Source organism: Streptomyces sp. NPDC048696 (assembly GCF_043198895.1).
Classification (GTDB): domain Bacteria; phylum Actinomycetota; class Actinomycetes; order Streptomycetales; family Streptomycetaceae; genus Streptomyces.
On the sequence record NZ_JBICVJ010000012.1, the window covers coordinates 106,915 to 130,466 of the forward strand.

The 23,552-nt window shown below is 72.1% G+C and carries 24 protein-coding genes; 16 read left to right on the top strand and 8 right to left on the bottom strand.

Annotated elements, in window-relative coordinates:
• The first annotated feature begins 220 nt into the window (after positions 1-220).
• Together ACGFRG_RS25200 and ACGFRG_RS25205 are read left to right on the top strand one after the other, a co-directional pair.
• Positions 221-1,414 (top strand): alpha/beta hydrolase, encoded by a 1,194-nt coding sequence (locus ACGFRG_RS25200; RefSeq protein WP_361428876.1) that lies wholly within the window; start codon positions 221-223, stop codon positions 1,412-1,414.
• 147 nt (positions 1,415-1,561) lie between these two features.
• Entirely contained in the window at positions 1,562-2,425 is an 864-nt protein-coding gene (locus tag ACGFRG_RS25205) for a DUF4429 domain-containing protein (protein WP_393267434.1), read from the top strand.
• Positions 2,426-2,685: 260 nt separating this feature from the next.
• Here the strand turns inward: ACGFRG_RS25205 and ACGFRG_RS25210 are convergent, their stop codons facing one another.
• Both ACGFRG_RS25210 and ACGFRG_RS25215 read right to left on the bottom strand, forming a co-directional pair.
• Positions 2,686-3,705, bottom strand: coding sequence for an aldo/keto reductase (locus ACGFRG_RS25210; RefSeq protein WP_361428880.1), 1,020 nt, complete (start codon positions 3,703-3,705; stop codon positions 2,686-2,688).
• Between the two features lie 6 nt (positions 3,706-3,711).
• Positions 3,712-4,173, bottom strand: a complete 462-nt coding sequence (locus ACGFRG_RS25215; protein WP_393267436.1) for a MerR family transcriptional regulator — start codon at positions 4,171-4,173, stop codon at positions 3,712-3,714.
• Positions 4,174-4,260: 87 nt separating this feature from the next.
• On the opposite strand from ACGFRG_RS25215, the gene ACGFRG_RS25220 reads away from it, so the two are divergent.
• Together ACGFRG_RS25220 and ACGFRG_RS25225 are read left to right on the top strand one after the other, a co-directional pair.
• Positions 4,261-4,731, top strand: a complete 471-nt coding sequence (locus tag ACGFRG_RS25220) for a GNAT family N-acetyltransferase (protein WP_361428884.1) — start codon at positions 4,261-4,263, stop codon at positions 4,729-4,731.
• Between the two features lie 20 nt (positions 4,732-4,751).
• On the top strand, positions 4,752-5,561 hold the full coding sequence (locus ACGFRG_RS25225; RefSeq protein ID WP_393267440.1) for a serine hydrolase domain-containing protein: 810 nt from the start codon (positions 4,752-4,754) through the stop codon (positions 5,559-5,561).
• A 198-nt stretch (positions 5,562-5,759) separates the two neighbouring features.
• Here ACGFRG_RS25225 and ACGFRG_RS25230 read toward each other — a convergent pair whose 3' ends face one another.
• Positions 5,760-6,419 carry a pirin family protein gene (locus tag ACGFRG_RS25230; RefSeq protein ID WP_361428888.1) on the bottom strand — a complete coding sequence of 220 codons (660 nt, stop codon included), beginning with the start codon at positions 6,417-6,419 and terminating at the stop codon, positions 5,760-5,762.
• Between the two features lie 93 nt (positions 6,420-6,512).
• On the opposite strand from ACGFRG_RS25230, the gene ACGFRG_RS25235 reads away from it, so the two are divergent.
• From ACGFRG_RS25235 to fabF, 5 genes are all read left to right on the top strand, one after another.
• Positions 6,513-7,709 carry a helix-turn-helix domain-containing protein gene (locus ACGFRG_RS25235; RefSeq protein ID WP_361428890.1) on the top strand — a complete coding sequence of 399 codons (1,197 nt, stop codon included), beginning with the start codon at positions 6,513-6,515 and terminating at the stop codon, positions 7,707-7,709.
• An 89-nt stretch (positions 7,710-7,798) separates the two neighbouring features.
• On the top strand, positions 7,799-8,713 hold the full coding sequence (locus tag ACGFRG_RS25240) for an ACP S-malonyltransferase (RefSeq protein WP_361428892.1): 915 nt from the start codon (positions 7,799-7,801) through the stop codon (positions 8,711-8,713).
• Positions 8,714-8,726: 13 nt separating this feature from the next.
• Positions 8,727-9,725, top strand: coding sequence for a ketoacyl-ACP synthase III (locus ACGFRG_RS25245; protein WP_361428894.1), 999 nt, complete (start codon positions 8,727-8,729; stop codon positions 9,723-9,725).
• A 56-nt stretch (positions 9,726-9,781) separates the two neighbouring features.
• Positions 9,782-10,030, top strand: coding sequence for an acyl carrier protein (locus tag ACGFRG_RS25250; RefSeq protein ID WP_188277950.1), 249 nt, complete (start codon positions 9,782-9,784; stop codon positions 10,028-10,030).
• Positions 10,031-10,101: 71 nt separating this feature from the next.
• The gene (gene fabF / locus ACGFRG_RS25255) at positions 10,102-11,364 is read left to right on the top strand and encodes a beta-ketoacyl-ACP synthase II (protein WP_361428896.1); all 1,263 of its coding nucleotides are present in this window, start codon (positions 10,102-10,104) and stop codon (positions 11,362-11,364) included.
• An 84-nt stretch (positions 11,365-11,448) separates the two neighbouring features.
• Here the strand turns inward: fabF and ACGFRG_RS25260 are convergent, their stop codons facing one another.
• Positions 11,449-11,943: a DUF3145 domain-containing protein gene (locus ACGFRG_RS25260; protein ID WP_188277952.1), complete on the bottom strand. Its 495-nt coding sequence runs from the start codon at positions 11,941-11,943 to the stop codon at positions 11,449-11,451.
• A 315-nt stretch (positions 11,944-12,258) separates the two neighbouring features.
• Here ACGFRG_RS25260 and ACGFRG_RS25265 point away from each other — a divergent pair, with 315 nt between their 5' ends.
• The 3 genes from ACGFRG_RS25265 (at position 12,259) to ACGFRG_RS25275 (ending at position 15,839) form a co-directional block, all read left to right on the top strand.
• Positions 12,259-13,182, top strand: a complete 924-nt coding sequence (locus ACGFRG_RS25265) for an SGNH/GDSL hydrolase family protein (protein ID WP_361428899.1) — start codon at positions 12,259-12,261, stop codon at positions 13,180-13,182.
• 300 nt (positions 13,183-13,482) lie between these two features.
• Positions 13,483-14,460 (top strand): aldose epimerase family protein, encoded by a 978-nt coding sequence (locus ACGFRG_RS25270; RefSeq protein WP_393267664.1) that lies wholly within the window; start codon positions 13,483-13,485, stop codon positions 14,458-14,460.
• A gap of 167 nt (positions 14,461-14,627) precedes the next feature.
• A complete protein-coding gene (locus ACGFRG_RS25275; protein WP_393267667.1) occupies positions 14,628-15,839 on the top strand; it encodes a pyroglutamyl peptidase in 1,212 nt (403 codons plus the stop codon).
• A gap of 90 nt (positions 15,840-15,929) precedes the next feature.
• Here the strand turns inward: ACGFRG_RS25275 and ACGFRG_RS25280 are convergent, their stop codons facing one another.
• The 3 genes from ACGFRG_RS25280 to ACGFRG_RS25290 form a co-directional block, all read right to left on the bottom strand.
• Complete coding sequence (locus tag ACGFRG_RS25280) at positions 15,930-16,733, bottom strand: EI24 domain-containing protein (protein ID WP_393267446.1); 804 nt, start codon at positions 16,731-16,733, stop codon at positions 15,930-15,932.
• 208 nt (positions 16,734-16,941) lie between these two features.
• Positions 16,942-17,367 carry an organic hydroperoxide resistance protein gene (locus ACGFRG_RS25285; protein ID WP_361428903.1) on the bottom strand — a complete coding sequence of 142 codons (426 nt, stop codon included), beginning with the start codon at positions 17,365-17,367 and terminating at the stop codon, positions 16,942-16,944.
• A gap of 125 nt (positions 17,368-17,492) precedes the next feature.
• Positions 17,493-18,521 (bottom strand): NADP-dependent oxidoreductase, encoded by a 1,029-nt coding sequence (locus ACGFRG_RS25290; protein ID WP_393267449.1) that lies wholly within the window; start codon positions 18,519-18,521, stop codon positions 17,493-17,495.
• A gap of 92 nt (positions 18,522-18,613) precedes the next feature.
• On the opposite strand from ACGFRG_RS25290, the gene ACGFRG_RS25295 reads away from it, so the two are divergent.
• Entirely contained in the window at positions 18,614-19,039 is a 426-nt protein-coding gene (locus ACGFRG_RS25295) for a MarR family transcriptional regulator (protein WP_361428907.1), read from the top strand.
• A gap of 151 nt (positions 19,040-19,190) precedes the next feature.
• Here ACGFRG_RS25295 and ACGFRG_RS25300 read toward each other — a convergent pair whose 3' ends face one another.
• Positions 19,191-19,904 carry a hypothetical protein gene (locus tag ACGFRG_RS25300; protein ID WP_393267452.1) on the bottom strand — a complete coding sequence of 238 codons (714 nt, stop codon included), beginning with the start codon at positions 19,902-19,904 and terminating at the stop codon, positions 19,191-19,193.
• Between the two features lie 145 nt (positions 19,905-20,049).
• Here ACGFRG_RS25300 and ACGFRG_RS25305 point away from each other — a divergent pair, with 145 nt between their 5' ends.
• The 3 genes from ACGFRG_RS25305 to ACGFRG_RS25315 all read left to right on the top strand — a co-directional run bounded on the left by ACGFRG_RS25305 (position 20,050) and on the right by ACGFRG_RS25315 (position 23,490).
• A complete protein-coding gene (locus tag ACGFRG_RS25305; RefSeq protein WP_393267455.1) occupies positions 20,050-20,640 on the top strand; it encodes a hypothetical protein in 591 nt (196 codons plus the stop codon).
• A gap of 259 nt (positions 20,641-20,899) precedes the next feature.
• Positions 20,900-21,937 carry a rod shape-determining protein gene (locus ACGFRG_RS25310; protein ID WP_361428913.1) on the top strand — a complete coding sequence of 346 codons (1,038 nt, stop codon included), beginning with the start codon at positions 20,900-20,902 and terminating at the stop codon, positions 21,935-21,937.
• Positions 21,934-23,490 (top strand): GAF domain-containing protein, encoded by a 1,557-nt coding sequence (locus ACGFRG_RS25315; protein WP_393267458.1) that lies wholly within the window; start codon positions 21,934-21,936, stop codon positions 23,488-23,490. Before ACGFRG_RS25310 ends, ACGFRG_RS25315 begins: the two co-directional genes overlap by 4 nt.
• The last annotated feature ends 62 nt before the right edge of the window (positions 23,491-23,552 follow it).

The following is a 23,552-nucleotide window of genomic DNA, read 5'->3' on the forward strand; positions in this document are numbered from 1 at the left end:
ACGTCCCGGCCGTGGCGCGGATCACCGCATGACCCGACGGGGCCCCGAAAGCGCACGTCAGGGCGCGTGGAACGCCCCGTGCGCACCCGGCGCGCGCCGTACGGAGTGTGCGCCCGCGCGCGCGGTCGGTGACACCTCCCCAACCTCCATGATCCGTTCAAACGTGATCTGAGTCACTGTCACCCCAGTGGACCTCGCGGGCCTCCTACTCTGTACCGCAGTGACTTCCTTCGACTCCTCCCCCACACTCAACGTCTGGCGCGCGCTCCTGGCGCTCGCCGTCGTGTTCGTGATGCTCGGGACCTCGGGATGGACCGCCGTCCGCGGCCACCAGGGGTCGACCGAGCCGCGCGCCGTCGCCCTGTCCGCCTGGGCGCGGGGCACCGTCAACGGCGAGAAGCTGCCCGACCCGGACGCCTCCGCGCACCGGATCAGCCGCTTCTTCGCCTCCCTGACGGCGACCGAGCGCACCGATCTCGTGCACCGGTACCCGCTGGTCGTCGGCAACCTCAACGGCGCGCCGATCCCGCTGCGCTACGAGGCGAACCGGCAGGCCCTCGCCGAGGCGCGGGACATCGAGCGGGCCCGTACGCACGACAGCCGGCTGTCCACCGACGGCCGCCGGCAGGCGAGCCGCCGGATGCACCGGTTCGAGTCGCTGCTCGACGGCGACCGCCAGATCCTCGCGTTCGACCCCTCGGACAGCGGCCGCGTGGCCGAGGTCTTCGGCGATCTCGAACACGCCGAGCGGGTCTCGGTGATCATCCCGGGCGTCGACACCGACGTACTGACGTTCGAGAAGAGCAACCGCAAGTACACCGCCCCGGTGGGCATGGCGCAGTCGCTGTACGCGGCGGAGCGCGCGGCCGGTCCGCGCACCCGCACCGCGGTGATCGCGTGGGCCGACTACACGACACCGGTCGGGCTCGGCATCGACTCCGCGATCGGGCGGCTCGCCGAGGACGGCGCGGTCCGCCTGGACGCGCTGGTCCGCGCGCTGCCCGGCAACGCGCCGGTCTCCCTGTTCTGCCACAGCTACGGCTCGGTGCTGTGCGGCGTGGCCGCGCACCGGCTGCCGCCCCGGGTCGTGGACATAGCGGTCGCGGGCAGCCCCGGCATGCGGACGCAGAGCGCGTCCCACCTGGGCACCTCGGCGCGGGTGTGGGCGATGCGGGACCGGGACGACTGGATCTCCGACGTACCGCATCTGGATGTCGCGGGGCTCGGCCACGGCGCCGACCCGGTGTCCGCCGGGTTCGGGGCGCGGGTGCTCTCGGCGGCCGGCGCGGTCGGCCACACCGGCTATTTCGAGCCGGGCACCACATCTCTCGCCAACTTCGCCGCGATAGGCGTGGGTTCGTACCAGTCCGTGAGCTGTGCAAGCGCCGACTCGCTCTGCGCCACGGCCGCCTGAGCTCCCCGAAAGAGCCCGGGAAACGGATTTTCCGGCGGCGCCGGGGCCTTACGCGCGTAGAAATCGGCCCCGGCGCGACCGTCCGCACGGCATCGCGGCGGGCGCCGAGGGGGGACGCGCGGGCGTGCGCCGCCTACGATGAGGCGCATGGGTGATGTGCTGGCCGGAATTCATGCCACCTGGGAGTTCGAGCCCGACTCCGTACTCATCCGCTTCGAACGGGGGATCCGCGCGCCGAAGCTGTTCCAGGCGCTGCGCGAACGACGCATCCCCCACGAGGCGTTGGAGTCGGTGACGCTGACCCCGGGCAAGCGCGGCACGGTGGTGCTGCACGCGGTGCCGAGACCCGGCGCCGATCCGCTGATGGAGGCTGCGGCGGGACAGCTGAAGGACGGGTGTGACCCGTACCGCCTGGTGCTGCCGGCGGAGCGCGAGACGCTCGCCGAGTACTACGCGGACGAGCTGCGCGCGCTGCTGCTGTCCGATGCCGCCGAACCGTCGGAGCGGTACCTGGTGGCCGCTCCCGAGCTGCCGCAGAACTTCAAGGCGTACGACGGCAGGGCGTCCTTCGACGGGCGGCAGGTGTCGTTCCGCTGGTTCTGGACGGGCGCCTCCTCGGCGAAGTGGAAGGCGGGCGACCAGACGTTCCCGGTGGCGTCGCTGTGCGGCGTCGAGTGGCGCTCGCCCGAGGTCTTCGACGGGTATCTGCGGCTGCTGCGGCGCGGAACGGACGACTCCACCCCGCCCCAGGCCGACCAGGACCCGGCCGCGGTCGTCTTCGGCCTCGGCTACGGGCCGGTCCACGAGTCGCTGCCGTTCGCCGCGGCCGTCCTCCAGGCGGTACGGGGCGCGGCCGCCGTGCCCGTACCGGCGGCCCGGACCGCCCCCGGCCTGCGCGACCCCGCCGACATCGCCGAAAGGATCCGCCACCTCGGTGAACTGCACCAGGCGGGCCTGGTGACGGACGCGGAATTCAGCGCGAAGAAGGCGGAGTTGCTGGCGCAGCTGTGAGGGGTGGGGGTGCCCGGGGGCGCGTGTTCGGCTGCGGGCCGGTGGGTGGCTGGTCGCGCAGTTCCCCGCGCCCCTGAAAGCGGGCGGTCAGTTCGTCTGCGAGCCGTCTTGGGCTTGGCGCGCCCACGCGGCGGAGCCGCAAATCGACACAGCCCCGCGCCCCTACAGGAGGGCCCGAAGGGCCCATCTAAGGGGCGCGGGGAACTGCGCGACCAGCCCCCACCGGGCCGCAGACGAACACGCGCCCCCGAACGCGGCGTTTACGCCTCTCGGTTCACCGCCGTGAAGTTCATGTTCTCGTAGCGGTCCCCCGCGACCCGCCCCGCCAGCGGCTCAAGGAGCGCCAGCTCGTCGGGGCTGAGCGTGATGCGGGTCGCGCCCGTGTTCTCCAGGAGCCGGCTCCGCTTGCGGGTACCCGGGATCGGGACCACGGCCAAGCCGTGGACCTGGGCCCGCTGCTGCACCCACGCGAGCGCGATCTGCGCGGTGGTCGCCCCGTGCACCGCGGCGATCTTGTGCAGCGGTTCGAGCAGCGCCGCGTTCGCCTTCGCGTTCTCGTCCGAGAAGCGCGGGTGCGTACGCCGGATGTCGTCGCTCGCCAGCCCCTTGCTCACGTCGGCGAAGCTGCCGGTCAGCAGGCCGCGCCCGAGCGGCGAGTACGGCACGAAGGTCACCCCGAGGTCGGCGGCGGCGCCGACCGCGCTGCGTTCGACGTCCCGGCTGAAGACCGACCACTCCGACTGGAGCGCGGCGATGGGGTGCACCGCGTACGCGTCGCGCAGCTCGGGACCGGTCACCTCGCTCAGGCCCAGGTACTTGACCTTGCCCTCCTGGACCAGCTCGGCCATGGCGCCGACGGTCTCGACGAGCGGCACCTGCGGGTCGCGGCGGTGCATGTAGTAGAGGTCGATGACGTCGACGTTCAGACGGCGCAGGCTCGCCTCGACGGCCGAGCGGATGTACGCGCGGCCGTTGTTGAAGCCCCGGTAGTGCGGGTCGTCCGCCCGGCGCTCCAGGCCGAACTTGGTCGCCAGGGTGATCTCGTCGCGGTGCGCGGCCACGAACGGCGCCAGGAACTCCTCGTTGGCGCCGAACCCGTACACGTCGGCCGTGTCTATCAGGGTGACGCCCGCCTCGACGGTCGCCTCCAGGGTGTCGCGGGCCGCCGCCTCGTCCGTGTCGCCGTAGAACTCGCTGATGCCCATGGCGCCGAAGCCCTGGACACCGATCAGCGGGCCGTCGTTGCCCAGTCGTACGGTGGCGATCTTCTCGTTGCTCATAGCCGTTCAGGCCCTCTCCGACGCCCGCCGGGCGTCCGCGTAAAAGTTGATCTTGTGATCGAGGACGGCGAGCGTGTCCTGGAGCTCCGCCATGCGCGAGACGACGTCGCGCCGGGTCTGCTCCAGGAGTTCCTGGCGCGCGTCGAGGGTCTGCTCCCCCTCGCGCACCAGCTCCGCGTACCTGACCATGTCCGCGACCGGCATGCCGGTCAGGCGGAGCTTGGACACGAAGGCCAGCCAGTCGAGGTCCTTGTTGGTGAACCGCCGCTGCCCGGTGTGCGACCGGTCCACGTGCGGCATCAGGCCGATCCGCTCGTACCAGCGCAGGGTGTGCGCGGTGAGTCCGCTGAAGGCCGAGACCTCGCTGATCGTGTAGCGGTCCTGGCCGTCGGGGCGGGGGTGCGCGGGGTAGGTCTTGCACAGGCCCACCGGCACCGGCTTCACAGGAATGCTCTCGATCACCGTCATGACCACCAACCTAGAACGTTGGAGTGCACTCCAAGCAAGCAGATAATGCGGGGGAGTTCACCGCGCGCTCGACTAGGGTCCAGCCTCATGAGCCTCGCACGCCCCGCCCTGCCCGAAGACGCCGAAGAGCTGGTACGCCTGCGCAAGGTGATGCAGGACTCGATGCTCGGCGCCCCGCACCCGGACGTCAGCTGGCAGCCCGCCGCCGTCGCGACCCTGCGCCGCAAGCTCGCCGAACCCGACGGGGACCTGACCGCGTTCGTGGTCGACCGGCCGGACGGAGGGGGCCTCGCGGCGTCCGCGGTCGGCACGATCGAATACCGTCTCGGCGGCCCGGGCAACCCCTCGGGCACCACCGGTTACGTCTTCAGCGTCGCCACCGACGAGAGCATGCGCCGCCGCGGCTACTCGCGCGCCTGTATGGAGGGCCTGCTCGGCTGGTTCCGGGAGCGCGGCGTCCACAAGGTCGACCTGCGCGCCTCCGCCGAGGGCGAGCCGCTGTACGCCTCGCTCGGCTTCGTCCGCACGCCGGATCCCGCCATGCGGCTGTCCCTGTAGAAGCGTTTAGGCTCGTACGCATGAAGAGCCTGGCGCTGATCGAGAACTGGCCCGTGCCGCACGCGGCGGCCGCCGTCGTCCGTGCGGACGGCACCGTCGCCGGGACGCACGGCCCCACCGGGCAGCGCTTCCCGCTCGCCTCCGTCACCAAGCCGCTCACGGCGTACGCGGCGCTCGTCGCGTACGAGGAGGGCGCCGTCGAGCTCGACGAGCCCGCCGGGCCCGAGGGCTCGACGGTCCGCCATCTGCTCGCGCACACCTCGGGGCTCGCGTTCGACGAGCACCGGGTGATGGGGGCGCCGGGCGAGCGGCGGCTCTACTCCAACGCCGGGTTCGAGGTCCTGGGCGACCACATCGCCAAGGCCACCGACATCCCGTTCGCGGAGTATCTGCGTCAGGCGGTCCTCGAACCGCTGGGCATGACGTCGACGTCGCTCGACGGCTCGCCCGCCAAGGACGGCGTCTCGACCGTCGAGGACCTGGCGCGGTTCGCGGCGGAGGTCCAGGCGCCGCAGCTGCTGCACCCGATGACGGTCGCGGAGGCGATGACCGTGCAGTTCCCGGGGACGAAGGGGGTGCTGCCGGGGTACGGGCACCAGAACCCCAACGACTGGGGGCTCGGCTTCGAGATCCGGTCCGCCAAGTCCCCGCACTGGACGGGGCGTTCGTCCTCGCCGCGCACGTTCGGCCACTTCGGCCAGTCCGGCACGTTCCTGTGGATCGACCCGGAGGCGTCGGCGGCGTGCGTGGCCCTGACGGACCGGGCGTTCGGCCCGTGGGCGGTCGAGGCGTGGCCTGCGTTCACTGACGCGGTGCGGGCGGAGCTGTAGCCGGTTCACCTGCGGGCCGGTGGGGGCCGGTCGCGCGGCTTTCCCCACCCCGCCCCTTCCCGAAAGCCCTGGGCGGGCGGCCGGGGTATTCGGCTGCGGACCGTGCCGGGTTGCTCGCGCCCACGCGGCGGAGCCGCACAATGTCACAGCCCCGCGCCCCTGAATACCTGTGGCTGAGCCGGTCGAAAACGCCGCCCCCTACACCTCGTTCAGTTCCCAGAACAGCAGCTCCGCCGGGGTTTCGGCGGTCAGGGCCAGGCCGAGTTCGGCGGTGAGCCGGGCCGAGTCGCCGGGGCCGAGTCGCTCGCCCCGCAGCGCGACCTCGCCCCGGACCACGTGGACGTACACGCCGGGCGCGTCCGGCACCGCCGTGCGCTCCCCGGCCGCGAGGCGGCGGACGTACAGCATCGCCCCGGCCGCCAGCACCGCGTACGGCGTCGAGTCGGCTATGCCCCGGACGATCTCGTACGACGGGGTGCCGCCGGGCTCCCGGGGGGCCAGCCACATCTGGACGAAGACCAGCGGGCCGGAGCCGTCGTTGCGTTCCTCGTGCCGCACGCCCCCGGCCGAACTGAGGTGCTGGACGTCCCCCGCCCGTACGACCGTCGCGTGGCCCGCCGAGTCGCGGTGGGTGAGCTCGCCCGCCACGACCCAGGTGACGATCTCGGTATGGCTGTGCGGGTGCTCGTCGAAGCCCGCGCCCGGCGCCAGGCGCTCCTCGTTGCAGGCCAGGACCGGGCCGAAGCGCAGGTTGTCCGGGTCGTAGAAACGGCCGAAGGAGAAGGCGTGCAGGGACTCGATGCCGGCCGCCGCCTCACCGCCCCGGTAGCGCTCGTCGGCGCGCCTCACGGAAATCACGGGATCCACGGTAGCCCCGGCCCCGGGCCACTGAAACGCCCCATGAACCCCCGGCAGGGCACGTACCCGTCCTGATAAGGCAGTCTTGTCCCCGTGCCCGAACCCGAATCGCCACCCCCGCCGAACGCCGCCCATCCGCACGCAGCGACCCTGAAGCGTCTTGAGCAGTCGTCCGGCAGGCTCGCCGCGAACGCCATCGCCCGCATGGACGAGACGCTGCCGTGGTACCGGGCGATGCCGCCGGAGAACCGGTCCTGGATCGGTCTGGTCGCCCAGGCCGGCATCGCCGCCTTCACCGAGTGGTTCCGGCATCCCGACACCCCGCAGGCGATCTCCACGGACGTCTTCGGGACCGCTCCGCGCGAGCTGACCCGGGCGATCACCCTGCGCCAGACCGTGGAGATGGTGCGCACCACGATCGAGGTCATGGAGGCCGCGATCGAGGAGGTGGCGGCGCCCGGCGACGAGTCGACGCTGCGCGAGGCGCTGCTCGTCTACGCCCGCGAGATCGCCTTCGCCACCGCCCAGGTCTACGCCCAGGCCGCCGAGGCACGCGGTGCCTGGGACGCCCGCCTGGAGTCGCTGGTCGTCAACGCGGTGCTCTCCGGCGAGGCCGACGAGGGCGCGGTCTCCCGTGCCGCCGCCCTCGGCTGGAACTCGCCCGAACACGTCTGCGTCGTCCTCGGCACCGCCCCCGACGGCGACAGCGAGCTCACCGTCGAGGCGATCCGGCGGGCCGCCCGGCACGCCAAGCTCCAGGTCCTCACCGGTGTGCTCGGCGACCGCCTGGTGGTCATCGCGGGCGGCAGCGACAACCCGCTCCAGGTCGCCAAGGCCCTGATCGGGCCGTACGCGGCCGGTCCCGTGGTGGCCGGTCCGGTGGTGCCGGACCTGCTGGCCGCCACCCGGTCCGCGCAGGCCGCGGCCGCCGGGCTCAAGGCGTGCTTCGCCTGGCAGGACGCTCCCCGGCCCGTGCTGGCGGACGACCTCCTGCCGGAGCGCGCGATCGCCTCCGATCCGGCCGCGCGCGACCAGCTGGTGGAGGAGATCTACAGACCGCTGGAGGAAGCCGGCTCCGCGCTCCTGGAGACCCTGAGTGTCTATCTGGAGCAGGCGAGCAGCCTGGAGGGGGCGGCCCGGATGCTCTTCGTGCATCCCAACACCGTGCGCTACCGGCTGCGACGTGTGACCGACGTCACCGGCTGGTCCCCCTCCGATGTACGTTCCGCCTTCACGCTCAGGATCGCGCTGATCCTGGGGCGTCTGGCCGACGGAGATCCACAGTCCTAGACTTTTGTCGGACACCCACAATTCCCCCGACGGTTCTTCGTCCCTGTCCCCACGGGCGAGCAGGGCCGTCCACAAGAGAGAGTGTGAGAGTGCTCGTACTCGTCGCTCCCGGCCAAGGCGCTCAGACGCCCGGCTTCCTGACTCCCTGGCTCGAACTGCCCGGCGCCGCCGACCGGCTCGCCGCGTGGTCCGACGCCATCGGGCTCGACCTCGTCCACTACGGCACGCAGGCAGACGCGGACGCCATCCGCGACACCGCCGTGGCCCAGCCCCTGCTGGTCGCCGCCGGTCTGCTCTCCGCCGCGGCACTGGGTGACATCGCGCCCGGCGCGGTAGCCGGCCACAGCGTGGGCGAGATCACCGCCACCGCGTACGCCGGTGTGCTCTCCGAAGAGGCCGCGCTCGGCTTCGTCCGCAAGCGGGGTCTCGGCATGGCCGACGCCGCCGCCGTCACCGAGACCGGTATGTCCGCGCTGCTCGGCGGCGATCCCGAGATCGTCTTCCCGCACCTGGAGAAGCTCGGTCTCACCCCGGCCAACGTGAACGGCGCGGGCCAGGTCGTGGCCGCGGGCACCCTGGAGCAGCTGGCCGCCCTGGCCGAGGACAAGCCCGAGGGCGTACGCAAGGTCGTGGCCCTGAAGGTGGCCGGCGCGTTCCACACGCACCACATGGCCCCGGCGGTCGCGGCGCTGGACGAGGCGTCGCGCGCCCTGGAGATCGCCGACCCGAAGTTCACGTACGTCTCGAACGCCGACGGCAAGACCGTCGCCACCGGCACCGAGATCGTCAGCCGCCTGGTGAACCAGGTTTCGAACCCCGTCCGCTGGGACCTCTGCATGGAGACGTTCCAGGAGCTGGGTGCCACCGCGCTGATCGAGGTCTGCCCCGGCGGCACCCTGACCGGGCTCGCCAAGCGCGCGCTGCCCGGTGTGAAGACCGTCGCCCTGAAGTCCCCGGACGACCTCGAAGCGGCCCGCGCGCTCATCGCCGAGCACGCCGGATAAGGAGCCGTAGCGCATGTCGAAGATCAAGCCCAGCAAGGGCGCGCCGTTCGCCCGGATCATGGGCGTCGGCGGCTACCGGCCGACCAGGGTGGTCCCCAACGAGGTCATCCTGGAGAAGATCGACTCGTCCGACGAGTGGATCCGCTCCCGTTCCGGCATCGCCACCCGGCACTGGGCCTCCGACCAGGAGACCGTGTCGGCGATGTCGGTGGAGGCCGCGGGCAAGGCCATCGCGAACGCCGGGCTCACCCCCGAGCAGATCGGTGGCGTGATCGTCTCCACGGTCTCGCACTTCAAGCAGACCCCGGCCGTCGCCACCGAGATCGCGGACAAGATCGGCGCGATCAAGCCGGCCGCGTTCGACATCTCCGCCGGCTGCGCGGGCTTCGGCTACGGCCTGACCCTCGCCAAGGGCATGATCGTCGAGGGTTCGGCCGAGTACGTGCTGGTCATCGGCGTCGAGCGGCTCAGCGACCTGACCGACCTGGAGGACCGCGCGACGGCCTTCCTGTTCGGCGACGGCGCGGGCGCGGTCGTGGTCGGCCCCGCCGACGAGCCGGGCATCGCCCGTACCGTCTGGGGCTCCGAGGGCGACAAGTCCGAGACCATCAAGCAGACCGTGCCGTGGAACGAGTACGACAGCTCGGCCGGTAAGTTCCCTGCGATCACGCAGGAGGGCCAGGCGGTGTTCCGCTGGGCCGTGTTCGAGATGGCGAAGGTCGCCCAGCAGGCGCTGGACGCGGCCGGAATCAGCGCGGACGACCTGGACGTCTTCATTCCGCACCAGGCCAATATGCGGATCATCGACTCGATGGTGAAGACTCTCAAACTGCCGGAGCACGTCACGGTCGCGCGTGACGTGGAGACCACCGGCAACACCTCGGCCGCCTCGATCCCGCTCGCGATGGAGCGGCTTCTGGCGACCGGACAGGCGAAGAGCGGCGACACCGCGCTCGTCATCGGCTTCGGGGCGGGTCTCGTGTACGCCGCGACGGTCGTTACCCTCCCCTAGGCACACCGGATCTTCCGGATGCCCACAAACCCGTAAAAACACCGAAGGAGCGCCACATGGCCGCCACCGAGAAGGAGATCGTCGACGGTCTCGCCGAGATCGTCAACGAGATCGCCGGCATCCCCGTCGAGGACGTTCAGCTGGACAAGTCCTTCACGGACGACCTGGACGTCGACTCGCTGTCCATGGTCGAGGTCGTCGTCGCCGCCGAAGAGCGCTTCGACGTCAAGATCCCGGACGAGGACGTCAAGAACCTCAAGACCGTCGGCGACGCCGCGGGCTACATCCTGAAGCACCAGGCCTGATCTCAGGCACGGTCTGCCACCCGGCGGTGGCGCCGCTGTTCACGCCTCTTACACACGTGGAGAAATTTCCTGTGAGCTCGACCAATCGCACCGTGGTCGTCACCGGTATCGGCGCAACCACACCGCTGGGTGGCGACACCGCCTCGACCTGGGAAGGTCTGCTGGCGGGCCGTTCCGGCGTCCGGCCCCTGGAGGACGAGCGCTTCGCCGACCTCCCGGTCCGCATCGCCGCCACCGCCGCCGTGGACCCGGGCGAGGTTCTGCCCCGCCCGCTCGCCCGCAAGCTGGACCGCTCGGCGCAGTTCGCGCTGATCGCGGCCAAGGAGGCATGGGCCGACGCGGGCTACACCGCTCCCGCCGGTGACGACCAGCCGATCGCCCCCGAGCGGCTCGGCACGGTCATCGCCTCCGGCATCGGCGGTGTGACCACCCTGCTCGACCAGTACGACGTGCTCAAGGAGAAGGGCGTACGCCGCGTCTCCCCGCACACCGTGCCGATGCTGATGCCCAACTCCCCCTCGGCCAACGTCGGCCTTGAGGTGAACGCCCGGGCCGGCGTGCACACCCCCGTCTCCGCCTGCGCGTCGGGCGCCGAGGCGATCGGCTACGCCGTCGAGATGATCCGCACCGGCCGCGCCGATGTCGTGGTCGCCGGCGGTACCGAGGCGGCCATCCACCCGCTGCCGGTGGCCGCGTTCGCCAACATGATGGCGATGTCCAAGAACAACGAGAACCCCGAGCAGGCCTCGCGCCCGTACGACAAGGCCCGGGACGGCTTCGTCCTCGGCGAGGGCGCCGGTGTCGTGATCCTGGAGTCGGCCGAGCACGCCGCCGCGCGCGGCGCCCGGGTCTACTGCGAGGTGCTGGGCCAGGGCCTGTCGGCCGACAGCCACCACATCGCGCAGCCCGAGCCGACCGGCCGAGGCGTCGCCGCGGCCCTGCAGAACCTGCTGGACTCCACGGACCTCAAGCCGTCCGAGGTCGTCCACCTCAACGCGCACGCGACGTCCACGCCGCAGGGCGACAGCGCCGAGATCAAGGCGCTGCGCAAGGTCCTCGGCGACGACATGGACCACATCGCGGTCTCCGCGACCAAGTCCATGACCGGGCATCTGCTCGGCGGCGCCGGTGGCATCGAGACCGTCGCCACGGTGCTCGCGCTGTACCACCGCACGGCGCCCCCGACCATCAACGTCGACGACATCGACGACGACATCGAGGCGGACATCGTGCGCGGCGAGCCGCGCGAGCTGCCGTCCGGCTCGATCGCCGCGATCAACAACTCGTTCGGCTTCGGCGGCCACAACGTGGTGCTGGCGTTCCGTTCCGTCTGAGTACCCACGCATACGTAACGCGACGGGCCCCCACCGATCGGTGGGGGCCCTTCCGTATACGTACCGGCCGTATGCCCGCCGGCCTCAGACGACCTGGTGCAGCCAGCGCACCGGCGCGCCCTCGCCCGCGTACCGGAACGGCTCCAGCTCGTCGTCCCACGGCTTGCCGAGCAGGCGGGCGATCTCGGCCTCCAGGTCGGTCTCGCCGCGCACCGAGCGGGCCAGCGCCGCGCGCAGCCGGTCCTCGGGGATCAGGATGTCGCCGTGGATGCCGGTGACCGCGTGGAAGATGCCCAGGTCGGGCGTGGCGCTGTAGCGCTCGCCCTCGGCTCTCGCGCACGGCTCGGCCGTGACCTCGAAGCGCAGCATCTGCCAGCCGCGCAGCGCCGAGGCCAGCTTGGAGGCCGTGCCGGTCTCGGCCTGCCAGGAGAACTCGGCTCTCCAGGTGCCGGGCGAGGCGGGCTGGCGGATCCAGTCGAGCTGGACGCGCACACCGAGAACGCCCGCCACCGCCCATTCGACGTGCGGGCACAGCGCGCGCGGGGCGGAGTGGATGTACAGAACTCCACGTGTCGTCACCGGGACCTCCAGTGCGGTTCGAGGTTCGCCTTCCCCAGCGGCCTCGCGCCCCTACCGGTCTCGGTCAGGACAGCACCTGTCATTCTGCCCCGGGGATCAACAGTAAACAGCATCGGGAGGTAATCTCCTGAAAGGGGACAGTATGTGACGTGATGTAATTTACCGGAGCCGTCTGGCGTGGTTCCTCTGGCTGGACGGGCCAAAGCTACCGCGCGGAGCGGACAGAAGGGTGTCGTACGGCCGGTCCTGGGCCCGGGAAACACGAAGCTTTCACTCGCCAGGACGCCCGCCGCACCCGAGGGAGGGGAGCAGGGGATGGACCAGGGGACGTTGCCACCGCGCCGAAGCCGCCCCGCGCGGGCCCGCACCGCCGCGGCGGCCCTCGCGGCGACCGCGCTCGCCGTCACGGCGGGCTGTACGAGTTCGGGCGCGCCCGGCGCCCCGCACGCGCAGGTTCCGAACCGGCCGGCGCCGACGCCCGCCGTGCACTGGAACCCGCGCCCCGCCTCGATCGCGGCCGTCGGCGACTCCATCACCCGGGGCTTCGACGCCTGCATGGTGCTCTCCGACTGCCCCGAGGCGTCCTGGGCGACCGGCACCGACACCGACGTGCGCTCGCTGGCCACCCGGCTGCTCGGCGAGGAGTCGGCCGCCGACCGCAGCTGGAACTACGCCAGGACCGGCGCCCGGATGGCGGACCTGCCGGACCAGCTGACCCGGGCCGCCGCCCACCGCCCGGAGCTGGTGACGGTCATGGTCGGCGGCAACGACGCCTGCCGGGACTCGGTCGACGGCATGACGTCGGTGGCGGACTTCACGGCGGGCTTCGAGACGTCCCTGCGGCGGCTGCGCACCACGCTGCCCAAGACCCAGGTGTACGTGTCGAGCGTGCCGGACCTCAAGCGCCTGTGGTCGACCGGGCGCGGCAACGCGCTCGGCAAGCAGATCTGGAAGCTGGGCATCTGCCGCTCGATGCTGAGCGACGCGGACGACCTGGGGGCGGCGGCGGTCGAGCGCCGCGACGAGGTCTACCAGCGGGTGGTGGCGTACAACAAGGCGCTCAAGGACGTGTGCGCGAAGGACCGTTACTGCCGTTACGACGGAGGCGCGGTGTTCGACTTCCGCTTCACCGACGACCAGTTGAGCCACTGGGACTGGTTCCACCCCAGCAAGGACGGCCAGGGCCGGCTGGCGGAGATCGCCTACCGCAATGTGACGGCGGCGCGGCCCCCCGCGTAGGGCCTGTCCGGTGGATCTGGCCGCCTTCGGTGCGGGTCGCCGTTTCGGTGCTGGTGAGCGGGGTCGTGGTGCTTCCCCAAGCTCTCAACTTCGTTCGAGCAGGGGAGACCCCAATGCTGCAAGGCGGAGGAGGGCGGCGACGCGTGGGGGTGCCCCCTGGTCGAGCGGAGCCGAGAGCTTGGGGGAGTCGGCAACCGACGACAACGCCGCAGATGCGCGTGCCACGACCCCGCGGCCCAGGCAAGATCCACCGGACAGGCCCTAGGTCCCGGGCGGCCCCGGACAGGCCCTAGGCTTCCGATCATGGAACTCTTCGGGACCCTCGACGACGGTACGGCCGTGCACCGCTGGACGCTGGAGCGCGGCGGTACGCGCGCCCGCGTGCTGACGTACGGCGGGATCCTCCAGTCGGTCGAGATCCCGGACCGGGACGGCGTCCTGGACGAGGTGGCCCTCGGCTACGACAAGCCGGCGGGCTATCTGGCGGACCCGGGCCCGTACTACGGAGCCCTGGTGGGCCGGTACGCGAACCGCATCGCGCACGGCTCGTTCGTCCTGGACGGCGTCCGCCACGACCTGGCCCGCAACGGCGGCCCGCACAGCCTGCACGGCGGCGCGCGCGGCTTCGACAAGCGGGTGTGGGACGCCGAGGCGCTCTCCCCGTACGCGGTGCGGCTCTCGCGGGTCTCCCCGGCCGGGGAGGAGGGCTTCCCGGGCCGCCTCGACGTGTCGGTGACGTACGAGCTGGACGCGACGGGCGCGCTGCGGATCGGCTACGAGGCGGCGGTGAGCGAGGCGGCGACGGTGGTGAACCTGACGAACCACGCGTACTGGCGGCTGGGCCCCGGCCCGCACACGCTGCGCGTGCACGCCGCGCGCTACACCCCGGTGGACCCGACGCTCATCCCCACCGGCGAGCTCGCACCGGTGGCGGGCACACGCTTCGACCTGCGCGAAGGGCGGGTCGTGGACACCTCCTACGACCACAACCTCGTCCTGGACGAGGAAGTGCTCCTGGACAGCTCGTACGACCTCGACGGCGCCCTGGACGAGGAAGCCACGGCCGCTGAGCTGTACTGCCCCGCCTCGGGCCGGCTCCTGACGGTGACGACCTCGGAGCCGGGCCTCCAGGTGTTCACGGGCGGCCCCCGGGGCGGAGTCGCCCTGGAGACCCAGCACTTCCCGGACTCCCCCAACCGCCCCGAGTTCCCGAGCACGGTGGTGCGGCCGGGCGAGGTGTACAGGTCGCGGACGGTGTACGGGTTCGGCGTGCGCTGACCACAACCGTCTCGTGCGCTGACCACAATCGCCTCCTGAGTCGCCCCGAATCCCCCTGTTCACAAGGGAGTTCCTTCCCGATACTGGCCGCCCACGCCTTGACGGAAGGATGCCCAGTGGTACGTGTACGGGTACGGGGAGCGCGGCTCGCCCTGGTGATCGCTTCGATGACGTTCGGCGCGGTGCTCGCGCCGGTGCAGGCACAGGCACAGCCGCACGCGCCGGCCACGACGGGGGCGCCGCCCACCGTCGAGGAACAGCGCCTCGACGGGGCCGTGCCGCAGGAGATCCTGCGCCGCTCCGGATTCGACGACGCGGCGCCGCGGTTCACGCGCGCGTTGGCGGACGTACGGTCCTACCGCCAGGCCGACCGCCTGGTCGAGCGGGAGGGCGCGCGACTGTGGCGGCGGGCCGTGGACCGGGCGCAGGGACGCGGCCCCGCGGGCGGCGACCTGAGCCGGGACGACGACCGGCCGCTGTACTGGGCACGGCTCGGGATGACCCGCGAACTGCGCGGCTGGGAACCGGAGTTCGGCCTCACCGAGGCACGGCGGGCCGCGCTGCTCGACCGCCTGGAGCGCTCCTCTCGGGGCCAGGACTCGATCACGTATCCCTCGGGAACGGGCTTCAAGCGGATCCTGGTCACCGGCTTCGATCCGTTCACCCTCGACCGTGACATCCGGATCAGCAATCCGTCGGGCGCGACCGCGCTCGCCCTGGACGGCACCTGGATCCGGACGGCGGACGGGCCGGCGTGGATCGAGACGGCCATGTTCCCGGTGCGCTACGGGGACTTCGCGGCGGGCACGGTCGAGCGCGCGCTGGGACCGGTGCTGCCGCAGGTGGACCTGTTCACCACGGTGAGCCAGGGACGGGTGGGGCGGATCGACGTCGAGCACTTCAACGGGGCCTGGCGGGGCGGGTTCCCGGACAACGAGAACGTGTCGCGGACGGAGACGGTGCCGGTCTCCGACCCGGCGTCGCAGCCGCAGTGGACCACGACGACCCTCCCGTACAAGGCGATCGTGGCGGCGAACACCGGACCGTACCCGGTGTACGACCACACCTCGGTGACCGAGATCCCGGCGGGCGGGACGGACCCGGTGGTCCGGGACGACGGTCCCACGGCCGGGTCGACGGCCCGGGAGGGCGGTGGCGGCGACTACCTGTCCAACGAGATCGCGTACCGGGCGACGCTGCTGCGGGACCGCCTCGGCCTCACGATCCCGGGCGGGCACGTCCACACGCCGGTGCTCCAGTTCGGCACGGGCAACACCGATCCGGCGACGGGCTCGGTCACGGACCCGGAGTTCGTCCGCAACCGGCTCGCCATCATCGCGCAGATCCGGGAGATCGTGGGGGTGGCGGCGGCGAGCTGACCGCGCTCACCAGGGCCTGTCCGCGTCCCGGGCGGGATCCACCGGGCAGGCCCCGGGCCCCGGGCCCCGGCGGCCGGACGCCTTCACCGATCAGAGGGTTTGCGGCTGCCGGGCCCCGGCCGGCGCGGGCTCGGCGTCGTCCGCCGGGTCCGCCGCTTCCCCGGTCAGGTCCCGCACCAACAGCGTGGCGCCCGCCACCGCCCCCGGCATCAGGAACACCGCGACGAACGGCACCAGGAAGGCCAGCGTCAGCGGGACGCCGAAGCCGAGCACGAGCATCCGCCGCCCGCGCAGCAGGGCCAGCCGCTCCCGCAGCTCCACGCCCCGGCGCTGGAGCGCCACCGCCGTCAGCTCCTCGGCGAGGAAGAACCCGGAGACACAGAAGCCGATCGCGGGGATCACGGTCTGCCCGATCACCGGCAGAAAGCCCAGGCCGAACAGGACAACGCCGTACGCGGCCACCCGCACCAGGATCCGCAGGGAGTCCCGGGCGGAGATCCACAGCTCGCGCCAGAGCGGCAGCCCGGACTCGGGCGCGTCCCCGCCGCTCTCGGCCCGGTCCACGTCCTCGGACAGCTTCTCGTAGAAGGGCTGGCCGATGAGCAGGGTGACGGCGGTGAAGGTGACGACCGCGAGGAACAGGCCCATGGCGAAGACCAGCGCGGTCATAAAGCCCCGGAACAGCGCCTGCCAGGGCGAGGACCAGCCGTCGGCGAACGGCGTCGCCCAGCCCACGAAGTCGTCCGCGCCGTACGCGAGGCCGATCAGCGCGGCCGCGTACAGGATGAGCGTCACCAGCCCCGGCAGCAGCCCGAACCCGAAGGACCGGCCGTTCCCGGCCACCCATCGCTGCCCTTTGACCAGATATCCGAAGCCCGCCCCGAGATCACGCATGGCCGGATTCTATCGACCGGTAACCGCCCCTCCGGACGGGAATTCCGGTGCCCGTCACGTTCGTTCAGATCGCGAGCGAGCACGCGATCGGGCACGCGATCGGGCACGCGATCGAGGCGGCTTCGTCACGACGCCCACGACGCACGAAGGGCCGCACCCCGCCGAGTGCGGCCCTTCGCGGGTGACAAGCGCCTTGCGCGGCGTACGGTCAGGCGACCGCGAGGTCGACCGTGATGTTGCCGCGGGTGGCCTTCGAGTACGGGCAGACCTGGTGCGCCTTCTCGATCAGGGCGCGCGCGGTGGCCTCGTCCACGTTCGGGATGGCCGCGGCGATCTTCACGATGATGCCGAAGCCGTCGTCGTTCTTGCCGATGCCGACCTCGGCGGTGACCGTCGAGCCGGATATGTCGGCGTTCTCCTGGCGTGCGACGACGCCGAGCGCACCCTGGAAGCAGGCGCTGTAACCGGCCGCGAACAGCTGCTCGGGGTTGGTGCCCGCGCCGCTGCCGCCCATCGCCTTCGGCGGGTTGACGACGACGTCGAGCGAGCCGTCGTCGGTGGCGACGCGGCCGTCGCGGCCGTTCTCGGCGGTGGCGACGGCGGTGTACAGAACGTCGGACTGCTGGATGGACATGCTGGGTGCTCCTCCTGCTCGTTCCCGGCCGCTCGCGCCCACGACAGCCGTGATGTGGAAAGACCTTATCGGATGACGGAAGTCACCCGATAAGGTCTCTCAGCAAGCCGTCGCTATGTTCTGGATCACTCGCCCAGCGAGACGACCATCTTTCCGGTGTTCTCACCGCGGAGCATGCCCAGGAACGCGTCCACGCCGTTCTCGATGCCCTCGACGACCGTCTCGCCGTACTTGAGCTCACCGGAGGCGATCCAGCCGGCCACGTCCTGGACGAACTGCGGCTGGAGCGCCGCATGGTCGCCGACGAGGATGCCCTGGAGGCGCAGACGCTTGCCGATGATCATGGCCATGTTGCGCGGGCCCGGGGTCGGCTCGGTGTCGTTGTAGCCCGCGATCATGCCGCAGATGGTGGCGCGGCCATGCACGTTCATCGAGGAGATCGCGGCTTCGAGGTGGTCGCCGCCGACGTTGTCGAAGTAGACGTCGACGCCGTCCGGGGCCGCCTCGCGCAGCTGGTCGCGGACCGGGCCCTTCTTGTAGTTGAAGGCGGCGTCGAAGCCGAGCTCCTCCACCAGCCACTTCACCTTGTCGTCGGAACCGGCCGAGCCGATGACCCGCGACGCACCCTTGATCCGGGCCATCTGGCCGACCTGGCTGCCGACGGCGCCGGCCGCGCCCGAGACGAACACGGAGTCGCCCTCCTTGAAGGAGGCAACGTCGAAGAGACCCGCGTACGCGGTCAGACCGGTCATGCCGAGCACGCCGAGGTACGCGGAGAGCGGGGCGAGGGAGGCGTCGACCTTGGTGGCGTGCTTGGCGTCCACGTCGGCGTACTCGCGCCAGCCGAGACCGTGCAGGACGTGGTCACCGACGGCGAAGCGCTCGTCGGCCGAGGTCACGACCACACCGACCGCGCCGCCGTCCATCGGCTTGCCGAGCGCGAACGGCGGGATGTACGACTTCACGTCGTTCATGCGGCCGCGCATGTACGGGTCGACGGACATGAAGAGGTTGCGCACCAGGATCCGGCCGGCGGCGGGCGCCACGACCGGAGCCTGCGCCAGCGCGAAGTCGGTCGGGACGGGCCAGCCGTGCGGGCGGGCGACGAGGTGCCATTCGCGGCCGGTGGCGGGGAGTGCGGACGGTACGGACATGAGAGCTGCGCCCTTCCTGGATTACTTCAGGTACTGAAACAACCATGCTCCTGGATATTTGAGATTGTCAAGTAACTGGGTACCCTGTATTCATGGCCCCACGTATGGATCCCCTGAGTCTCGAAGTCGTCGAGCTGATCGGCACGGTGGTGGCCCGCTACCACGAGGAGTACGAGCGGGCCGCCGCCGAGCACGAGCTGACCGGCGCCCAGGCGCGCGTCCTGCGCGTGCTCTCCCTGGGGCCGGTCCCGATGCGGCAGATCGCCCGCAACCTGAAGTGCGAGCCGTCGAACGTGACGGGCATCATCGACCGCCTGGAGGCCCGGGGCCTGGCGGAACGCCGCCCCGACCCGGCCGACCGCCGCGTAAAACTGGCGGCCCCGACCGAGGAGGGCCTCCGCACGGCAACCCACCTCGGCGACTCCCTGGACTTCGCCCGCGAGCCCTTGGCAGAACTGTCAACGGAAGAGCGAACGGCGCTACGGGACCTGCTCAGGCGAATGCTGGGGGCGACCTGACGGTCCGGGTCCACCTACCAGGGGCGCGGGGAACTGCGCGACCAGCCACGCACGGTCCGCAGCCGAACAACCCGCCCACCCTCGCACGCACGGTCCGCAGCCGAATCGCCCCCCGGCCCCCCACGCGGAGCTCATCGCCCCCCACGCGAAGCTAGACGCACCACCACAGGAACTTGGTGCACGAGGTCTTCGTAGGCGAGGCTGAAGGCGACGGGACAGGCGCAGGCTGTCCGGGCCGCGGCGGCGCCGAATCCGACGCGGACGGCGAAGGCGCCCCGGACGGCAAAGGCGACGCACTGCCACCCGTCGCACCGGACGGCGGCACCGACGCCGACGGCCCCGTACGCCCACGCGCACCACCAGGCACCGAAACCCCACTCGCCCCCGGCCACGGCCGCGCGCCTCCGGCCTTGGGGTGCGACTTGCGCCCCGTCCCCACCGGTACCGCACTGGGCTGCCGAGGCCCACCCTCGCTCGGATCGGGCGCAGGCGCGGCAGTCTGCTGCGAGATCTGCTCCTCGTCGTGGACGGCCGTCGCCGCACCCCGATCGTTCGCGGGCGGCTCGATGGCCAGCTCCGCAAGCCCCAGCGCACCGGCCGCGAGCACCACACCCGCCGACCCGAACAGCACGAGGCGCCCGCGCCGCTTCCGGGCCCGGCGGCGCGTACGCACCCGGGGCTGCTCGCGCTCGCGGCGCGCCCGGCGGTTCCCGGTCGGGGCGGCGTCGGAGGCACCGGCCGCGGCGGTGTCGTACACCCCGAGGTCGATGATGTCGGGCTGCCGCAGTTCCTCTGCGGGGGTGCCGCATCCGGCGCAGGCCAGTGCGCCGTTGAGGTGCCGTCGGCAGACGTGGCAGTAATCCATGGCCAACGGAGGCTATGCGCGTACGCGTCAACAATTGGGGCCCGGAGTGTGTGGATCGTGTGTGGAACCCGATCTTCCATGGCGTGTCCCCCGTACGAACCCGGGCGTTCGGTGCGTTGTCAGTGGTGCCGGGCAGGATGGGGTCATGACGGACGCACAGCCGCATTCCACCGGCCCGGCGCGGCCCGGTTCCTTCGGCCCGCTCGACTTCCAGCTCGTCCTGCTGCGGCGGATGGCCGACCACCAGCCGGACCTGGTGGAAGACGCCCGCCGCGAGCTCGGGGTGTCGATAGCCGACATGCGCGAGGCCAACCGGCGCTGGCAGGCGATGGTCCGCTCGCCGCGCTCGCGCGGCGCGGCGGCCCGGTACCGGTCGGTGCTCGGCGAGCCGGAGCGCGTGCTGCCGCGGAAGGTCGGCGACCTGGAGTGCGAGGCGCGGCTGTGGCCGGTGCCGTTCTGGCCGACCCTGCGGTTCGAGGTGCTGGCCGGGCCGGACGGGACGGTGTGGAACGAGTGGCTGATCCGGGCGCCCGGCGAGCCGGGTCCCGCGCTCACGTCGGTGGCCGACCTGCGGCCGTGGTCCTGCACGGTCGACGAGGCCGCGCGGGCGTTCGGGCCGGCCCGCCCGATGGAGGGCAGCGCGCCCACGCGCTGGCAACTGGAACTGACGGTGCCGGGCGGCGACAAGTGCGTGGCAGAGTTCTCGTGGGGCCTGCTGCAACGCCTGTTGCCGTAGGGGCACGGATCTCGACCGCGAGCCGACGGGGGCTGGTCGCGCCCACGCTCTTGAAGAGCAGGGGGACCCCCATCGGTCCGCAGCCGTACCGCACGCCGACAGTGCGGCACGCCGCAACGCGCCGCACTGTCCCCCGATCGGCCCCGCCTCCGGCGGGTTTGGCACTCAGTCAGCCGACGCCCGACCGGCGCAGCCCAGCGCGCGCCGGGCGCGCCGGGAACGGACGATTCGATCAAGAGCCCCATTCGGGAGGATCGCCGTGAGCGTCAGTCTGGAACAGTTGCGCCGTTGCCATGTAGCCGTAGACCTCGGGGCCGCGAGGACGCGTGTGTTCGTCAAGGGACTGGGACTCGTCGTGGACGAGCCCAGTGTCGCGGCCGTCAACACCCAAACCGGCGCGCTGATCGCCGTCGGCACGTTCGCCGAGAAGATGACGGGCCGTACGCCGGACTACATCCGGGTCGCCCGTCCCGTGTCCGGCGGCACCGTCGTCGACATCGAGATGGCCCAGCGCATGCTGCGCCATCTGATCGGCGAGAAGCTGCGGCGCCAGCTGCGCCGCAAGCCCCGGCTGCGGGCCGCCGCCTGCACCCCGCACGAGGCCGACCCGCTCGCCCAGCGCGCCACCATCGAGACGCTGGTGGGGCTCGGCGCCCGCCGGGTCGAGCTGGTCGACACCCTGATCGCGGCGGCCGTCGGCTGCGGACTCCCGGTCGAGCAGCCGACCGCCACCATGATCATGGTGTGCGGGGCGGCCACGACGCAGATCGCGGTGCTCTCGCTCGGCGCGATCGTCACCGCCGAGCGCATCCCGGTCGGCGGCGACGCGATCGACCACGCGGTCATCCAGCACCTGCGCCACCAGCACGAACTGATGCTGCCGAGCCAGTCCGTACGCCCGCTTCAACTCGCCCTCAGCGGCAACGGTCTGACCCCGCAGGGCCCGGCCTCCACCGAGATCCACGGCCGTGACGTCGCCACGGGCCTGGCCCGCTCGGTCCAGGTCGACACGGCGGCCGTCCGCAACGCCATCCACACCCCGCTGACCGCCGTCCTCGACGGCATCGGCAAGGTCCTGCGCGACTGCCCGCCCGACCTGGTCGCCGACCTCGCGGACCGGGGGATCATGATGGTCGGCGGCAGCGCGCTGCTCCCGGGCCTGGACCAGATGCTGCGCAAGGCGACGGGGATGCCGGTGGCCATCGCCGAACGCCCGGACATCTGCGCCATCCTCGGCCTCGGCTCGATGCTGGACGGCAAGATCGAGCCGCTGGTCCTGGACCCGCTCGCGGAGTGACAAGACCGTCCCCCCGGCTCCCGGTGCTCCTCGACGCCGTCCTCAGCGTCGGGTCCGAGCTGGAACTGCGCACCACGCTCCAGCACATCGTGGACACCGCGGCCGACCTGACCGAGGCGCGCTACGGCGCCCTCGGCGTGGTCGACCCCGAGCGCGGGCGGCTCACCGAGCTGTTCACGACCGGGCTCACCGACGCCGAGCGGGAGCGGATCGGGGCGCTCCCCGACGGGCGCGCCGGACTCATCGGCGCGCTCGTCCACGACCCGCGCCCCCTGCGTCTCGCGGACCTGACCGCCGACCCGCGCTCGTCGGGCGTGCCGCCGGGCCACCCGCCGATGCGGTCGTTCCTGGGCGTCCCCATCCGCGTGCACACCGAGGTGTTCGGCAACCTCTACCTCACCGAGAAGCGCGGCGGTCCGTTCACCGAGGAGGATCTGGCGCTGCTGCGCGTGCTCGCCTCGCAGGCGGGGATCGCGATCGGCAACGCCCGGCTGTACGAGACGGCCCGGCGGCGCGAGCGGTGGATCGAGGGCGCGGCCGCCGTCACCACGTCGCTGCTGACCGGCGACACGGCGGCGGACGCGCTGATGACGGTCGCCGAGCGGGCCCGGCTGCTCGCGGACGCGGCCGCCGGGGTGGTGCTCCAGCCCACCGAGGCGGGCGGGATGGAGATCGTCGCCGCCTCCGCGCCCGACGACCCGGCCGACTTCATGGGCACCACCATCGAGCCCGGCTCGCCCGTACTGGTCCAACTGCTCAGTGGTGAGCCGGTGTTCATCGAGGACTCGGCGACCGATCCCCGGATGACCACGCACGTACGCACCCGGTTCGGGCCGAGCATGATGCTGCCGCTGCAGAGCGGCGGCAAGCTGATCGGCACGCTCGCGCTCCCCCGGCGGCGCGGCGGCCAGCCGTACTCGGCGGTGGACCGGCTGCTGGCCGCCCAGTTCGCCTCGCAGGCCGCGCTCGCGCTGGTCCTGGCGGACGCGCAGCACAACCGCGAGCGGCTCGCGGTGTACGAGGACCGCGACCGGATCGCGCGCGATCTGCACGACCTGGTCGTCCAGCGGCTGTTCGCGACCGAGATGATGCTGGAGTCGACAAGGCGCCGCGCCGCGAAGGCGACCGGCGACGACACGGACGAGCTGCTGACCCGGGCCGTGGACGAGCTGGACTCCACGATCCAGGAGGTCCGCACCGCCATCTTCGCCCTCCAGCAGCCGCCCGCCGACGCGCCGACGACCCTGCGCGGGCGGGTGCTGCGCGAGACCGACGGGGCGGGGGCGCTGCTCGGGTTCCGGCCGTCGGTGCGGTTCGAGGGGGCGGTGGACGCGCTGGTCGACGAGCCCACCGCCGCCCGGCTGGTCGCCGCCCTGCGCACGGCCCTGGCCACCGCGCACCGCCGTACGGGCATCTCGTCCGCCCAGGTCACGGTGGACGCCACGGCGACCCTGCCGGACGGCCGCCCGGGGGTCCGCCTCACCGTCACGGACGACGGCCTGCGCGACGACGGGACGCCCGGCGGCGAGACGGTGTGGCAGGCGCCCCGGTAGGTCCGTCCGTCCGCGTAGGGTTTCCGCAGGCCGGTGGAGGGCCGGCGCCGTCGACCGCGAGG

Excerpts from the sequence above, each read along its gene's own strand:
- ACGFRG_RS25275 (WP_393267667.1), top strand. The coding sequence starts at position 14,628 with ATGACGTTCGGCGCGGTGCTCGCGCCGGTGCAGGCACAGGCACAGCCG.
- ACGFRG_RS25210 (WP_361428880.1), bottom strand. The coding sequence starts at position 3,705 with ATGAGCAACGAGAAGATCGCCACCGTACGACTGGGCAACGACGGCCCG.
- ACGFRG_RS25300 (WP_393267452.1), bottom strand. The coding sequence starts at position 19,904 with ATGGATTACTGCCACGTCTGCCGACGGCACCTCAACGGCGCACTGGCC.
- ACGFRG_RS25280 (WP_393267446.1), bottom strand. The coding sequence starts at position 16,733 with ATGCGTGATCTCGGGGCGGGCTTCGGATATCTGGTCAAAGGGCAGCGA.
- ACGFRG_RS25285 (WP_361428903.1), bottom strand. The coding sequence starts at position 17,367 with ATGTCCATCCAGCAGTCCGACGTTCTGTACACCGCCGTCGCCACCGCC.
- ACGFRG_RS25290 (WP_393267449.1), bottom strand. The coding sequence starts at position 18,521 with ATGTCCGTACCGTCCGCACTCCCCGCCACCGGCCGCGAATGGCACCTC.
- ACGFRG_RS25205 (WP_393267434.1), top strand. The coding sequence starts at position 1,562 with ATGGGTGATGTGCTGGCCGGAATTCATGCCACCTGGGAGTTCGAGCCC.
- ACGFRG_RS25295 (WP_361428907.1), top strand. The coding sequence starts at position 18,614 with ATGGCCCCACGTATGGATCCCCTGAGTCTCGAAGTCGTCGAGCTGATC.
- ACGFRG_RS25305 (WP_393267455.1), top strand. The coding sequence starts at position 20,050 with ATGACGGACGCACAGCCGCATTCCACCGGCCCGGCGCGGCCCGGTTCC.
- ACGFRG_RS25215 (WP_393267436.1), bottom strand. The coding sequence starts at position 4,173 with ATGACGGTGATCGAGAGCATTCCTGTGAAGCCGGTGCCGGTGGGCCTG.
- ACGFRG_RS25245 (WP_361428894.1), top strand. The coding sequence starts at position 8,727 with ATGTCGAAGATCAAGCCCAGCAAGGGCGCGCCGTTCGCCCGGATCATG.
- ACGFRG_RS25225 (WP_393267440.1), top strand. The coding sequence starts at position 4,752 with ATGAAGAGCCTGGCGCTGATCGAGAACTGGCCCGTGCCGCACGCGGCG.
- ACGFRG_RS25220 (WP_361428884.1), top strand. The coding sequence starts at position 4,261 with ATGAGCCTCGCACGCCCCGCCCTGCCCGAAGACGCCGAAGAGCTGGTA.
- ACGFRG_RS25250 (WP_188277950.1), top strand. The coding sequence starts at position 9,782 with ATGGCCGCCACCGAGAAGGAGATCGTCGACGGTCTCGCCGAGATCGTC.
- ACGFRG_RS25265 (WP_361428899.1), top strand. The coding sequence starts at position 12,259 with ATGGACCAGGGGACGTTGCCACCGCGCCGAAGCCGCCCCGCGCGGGCC.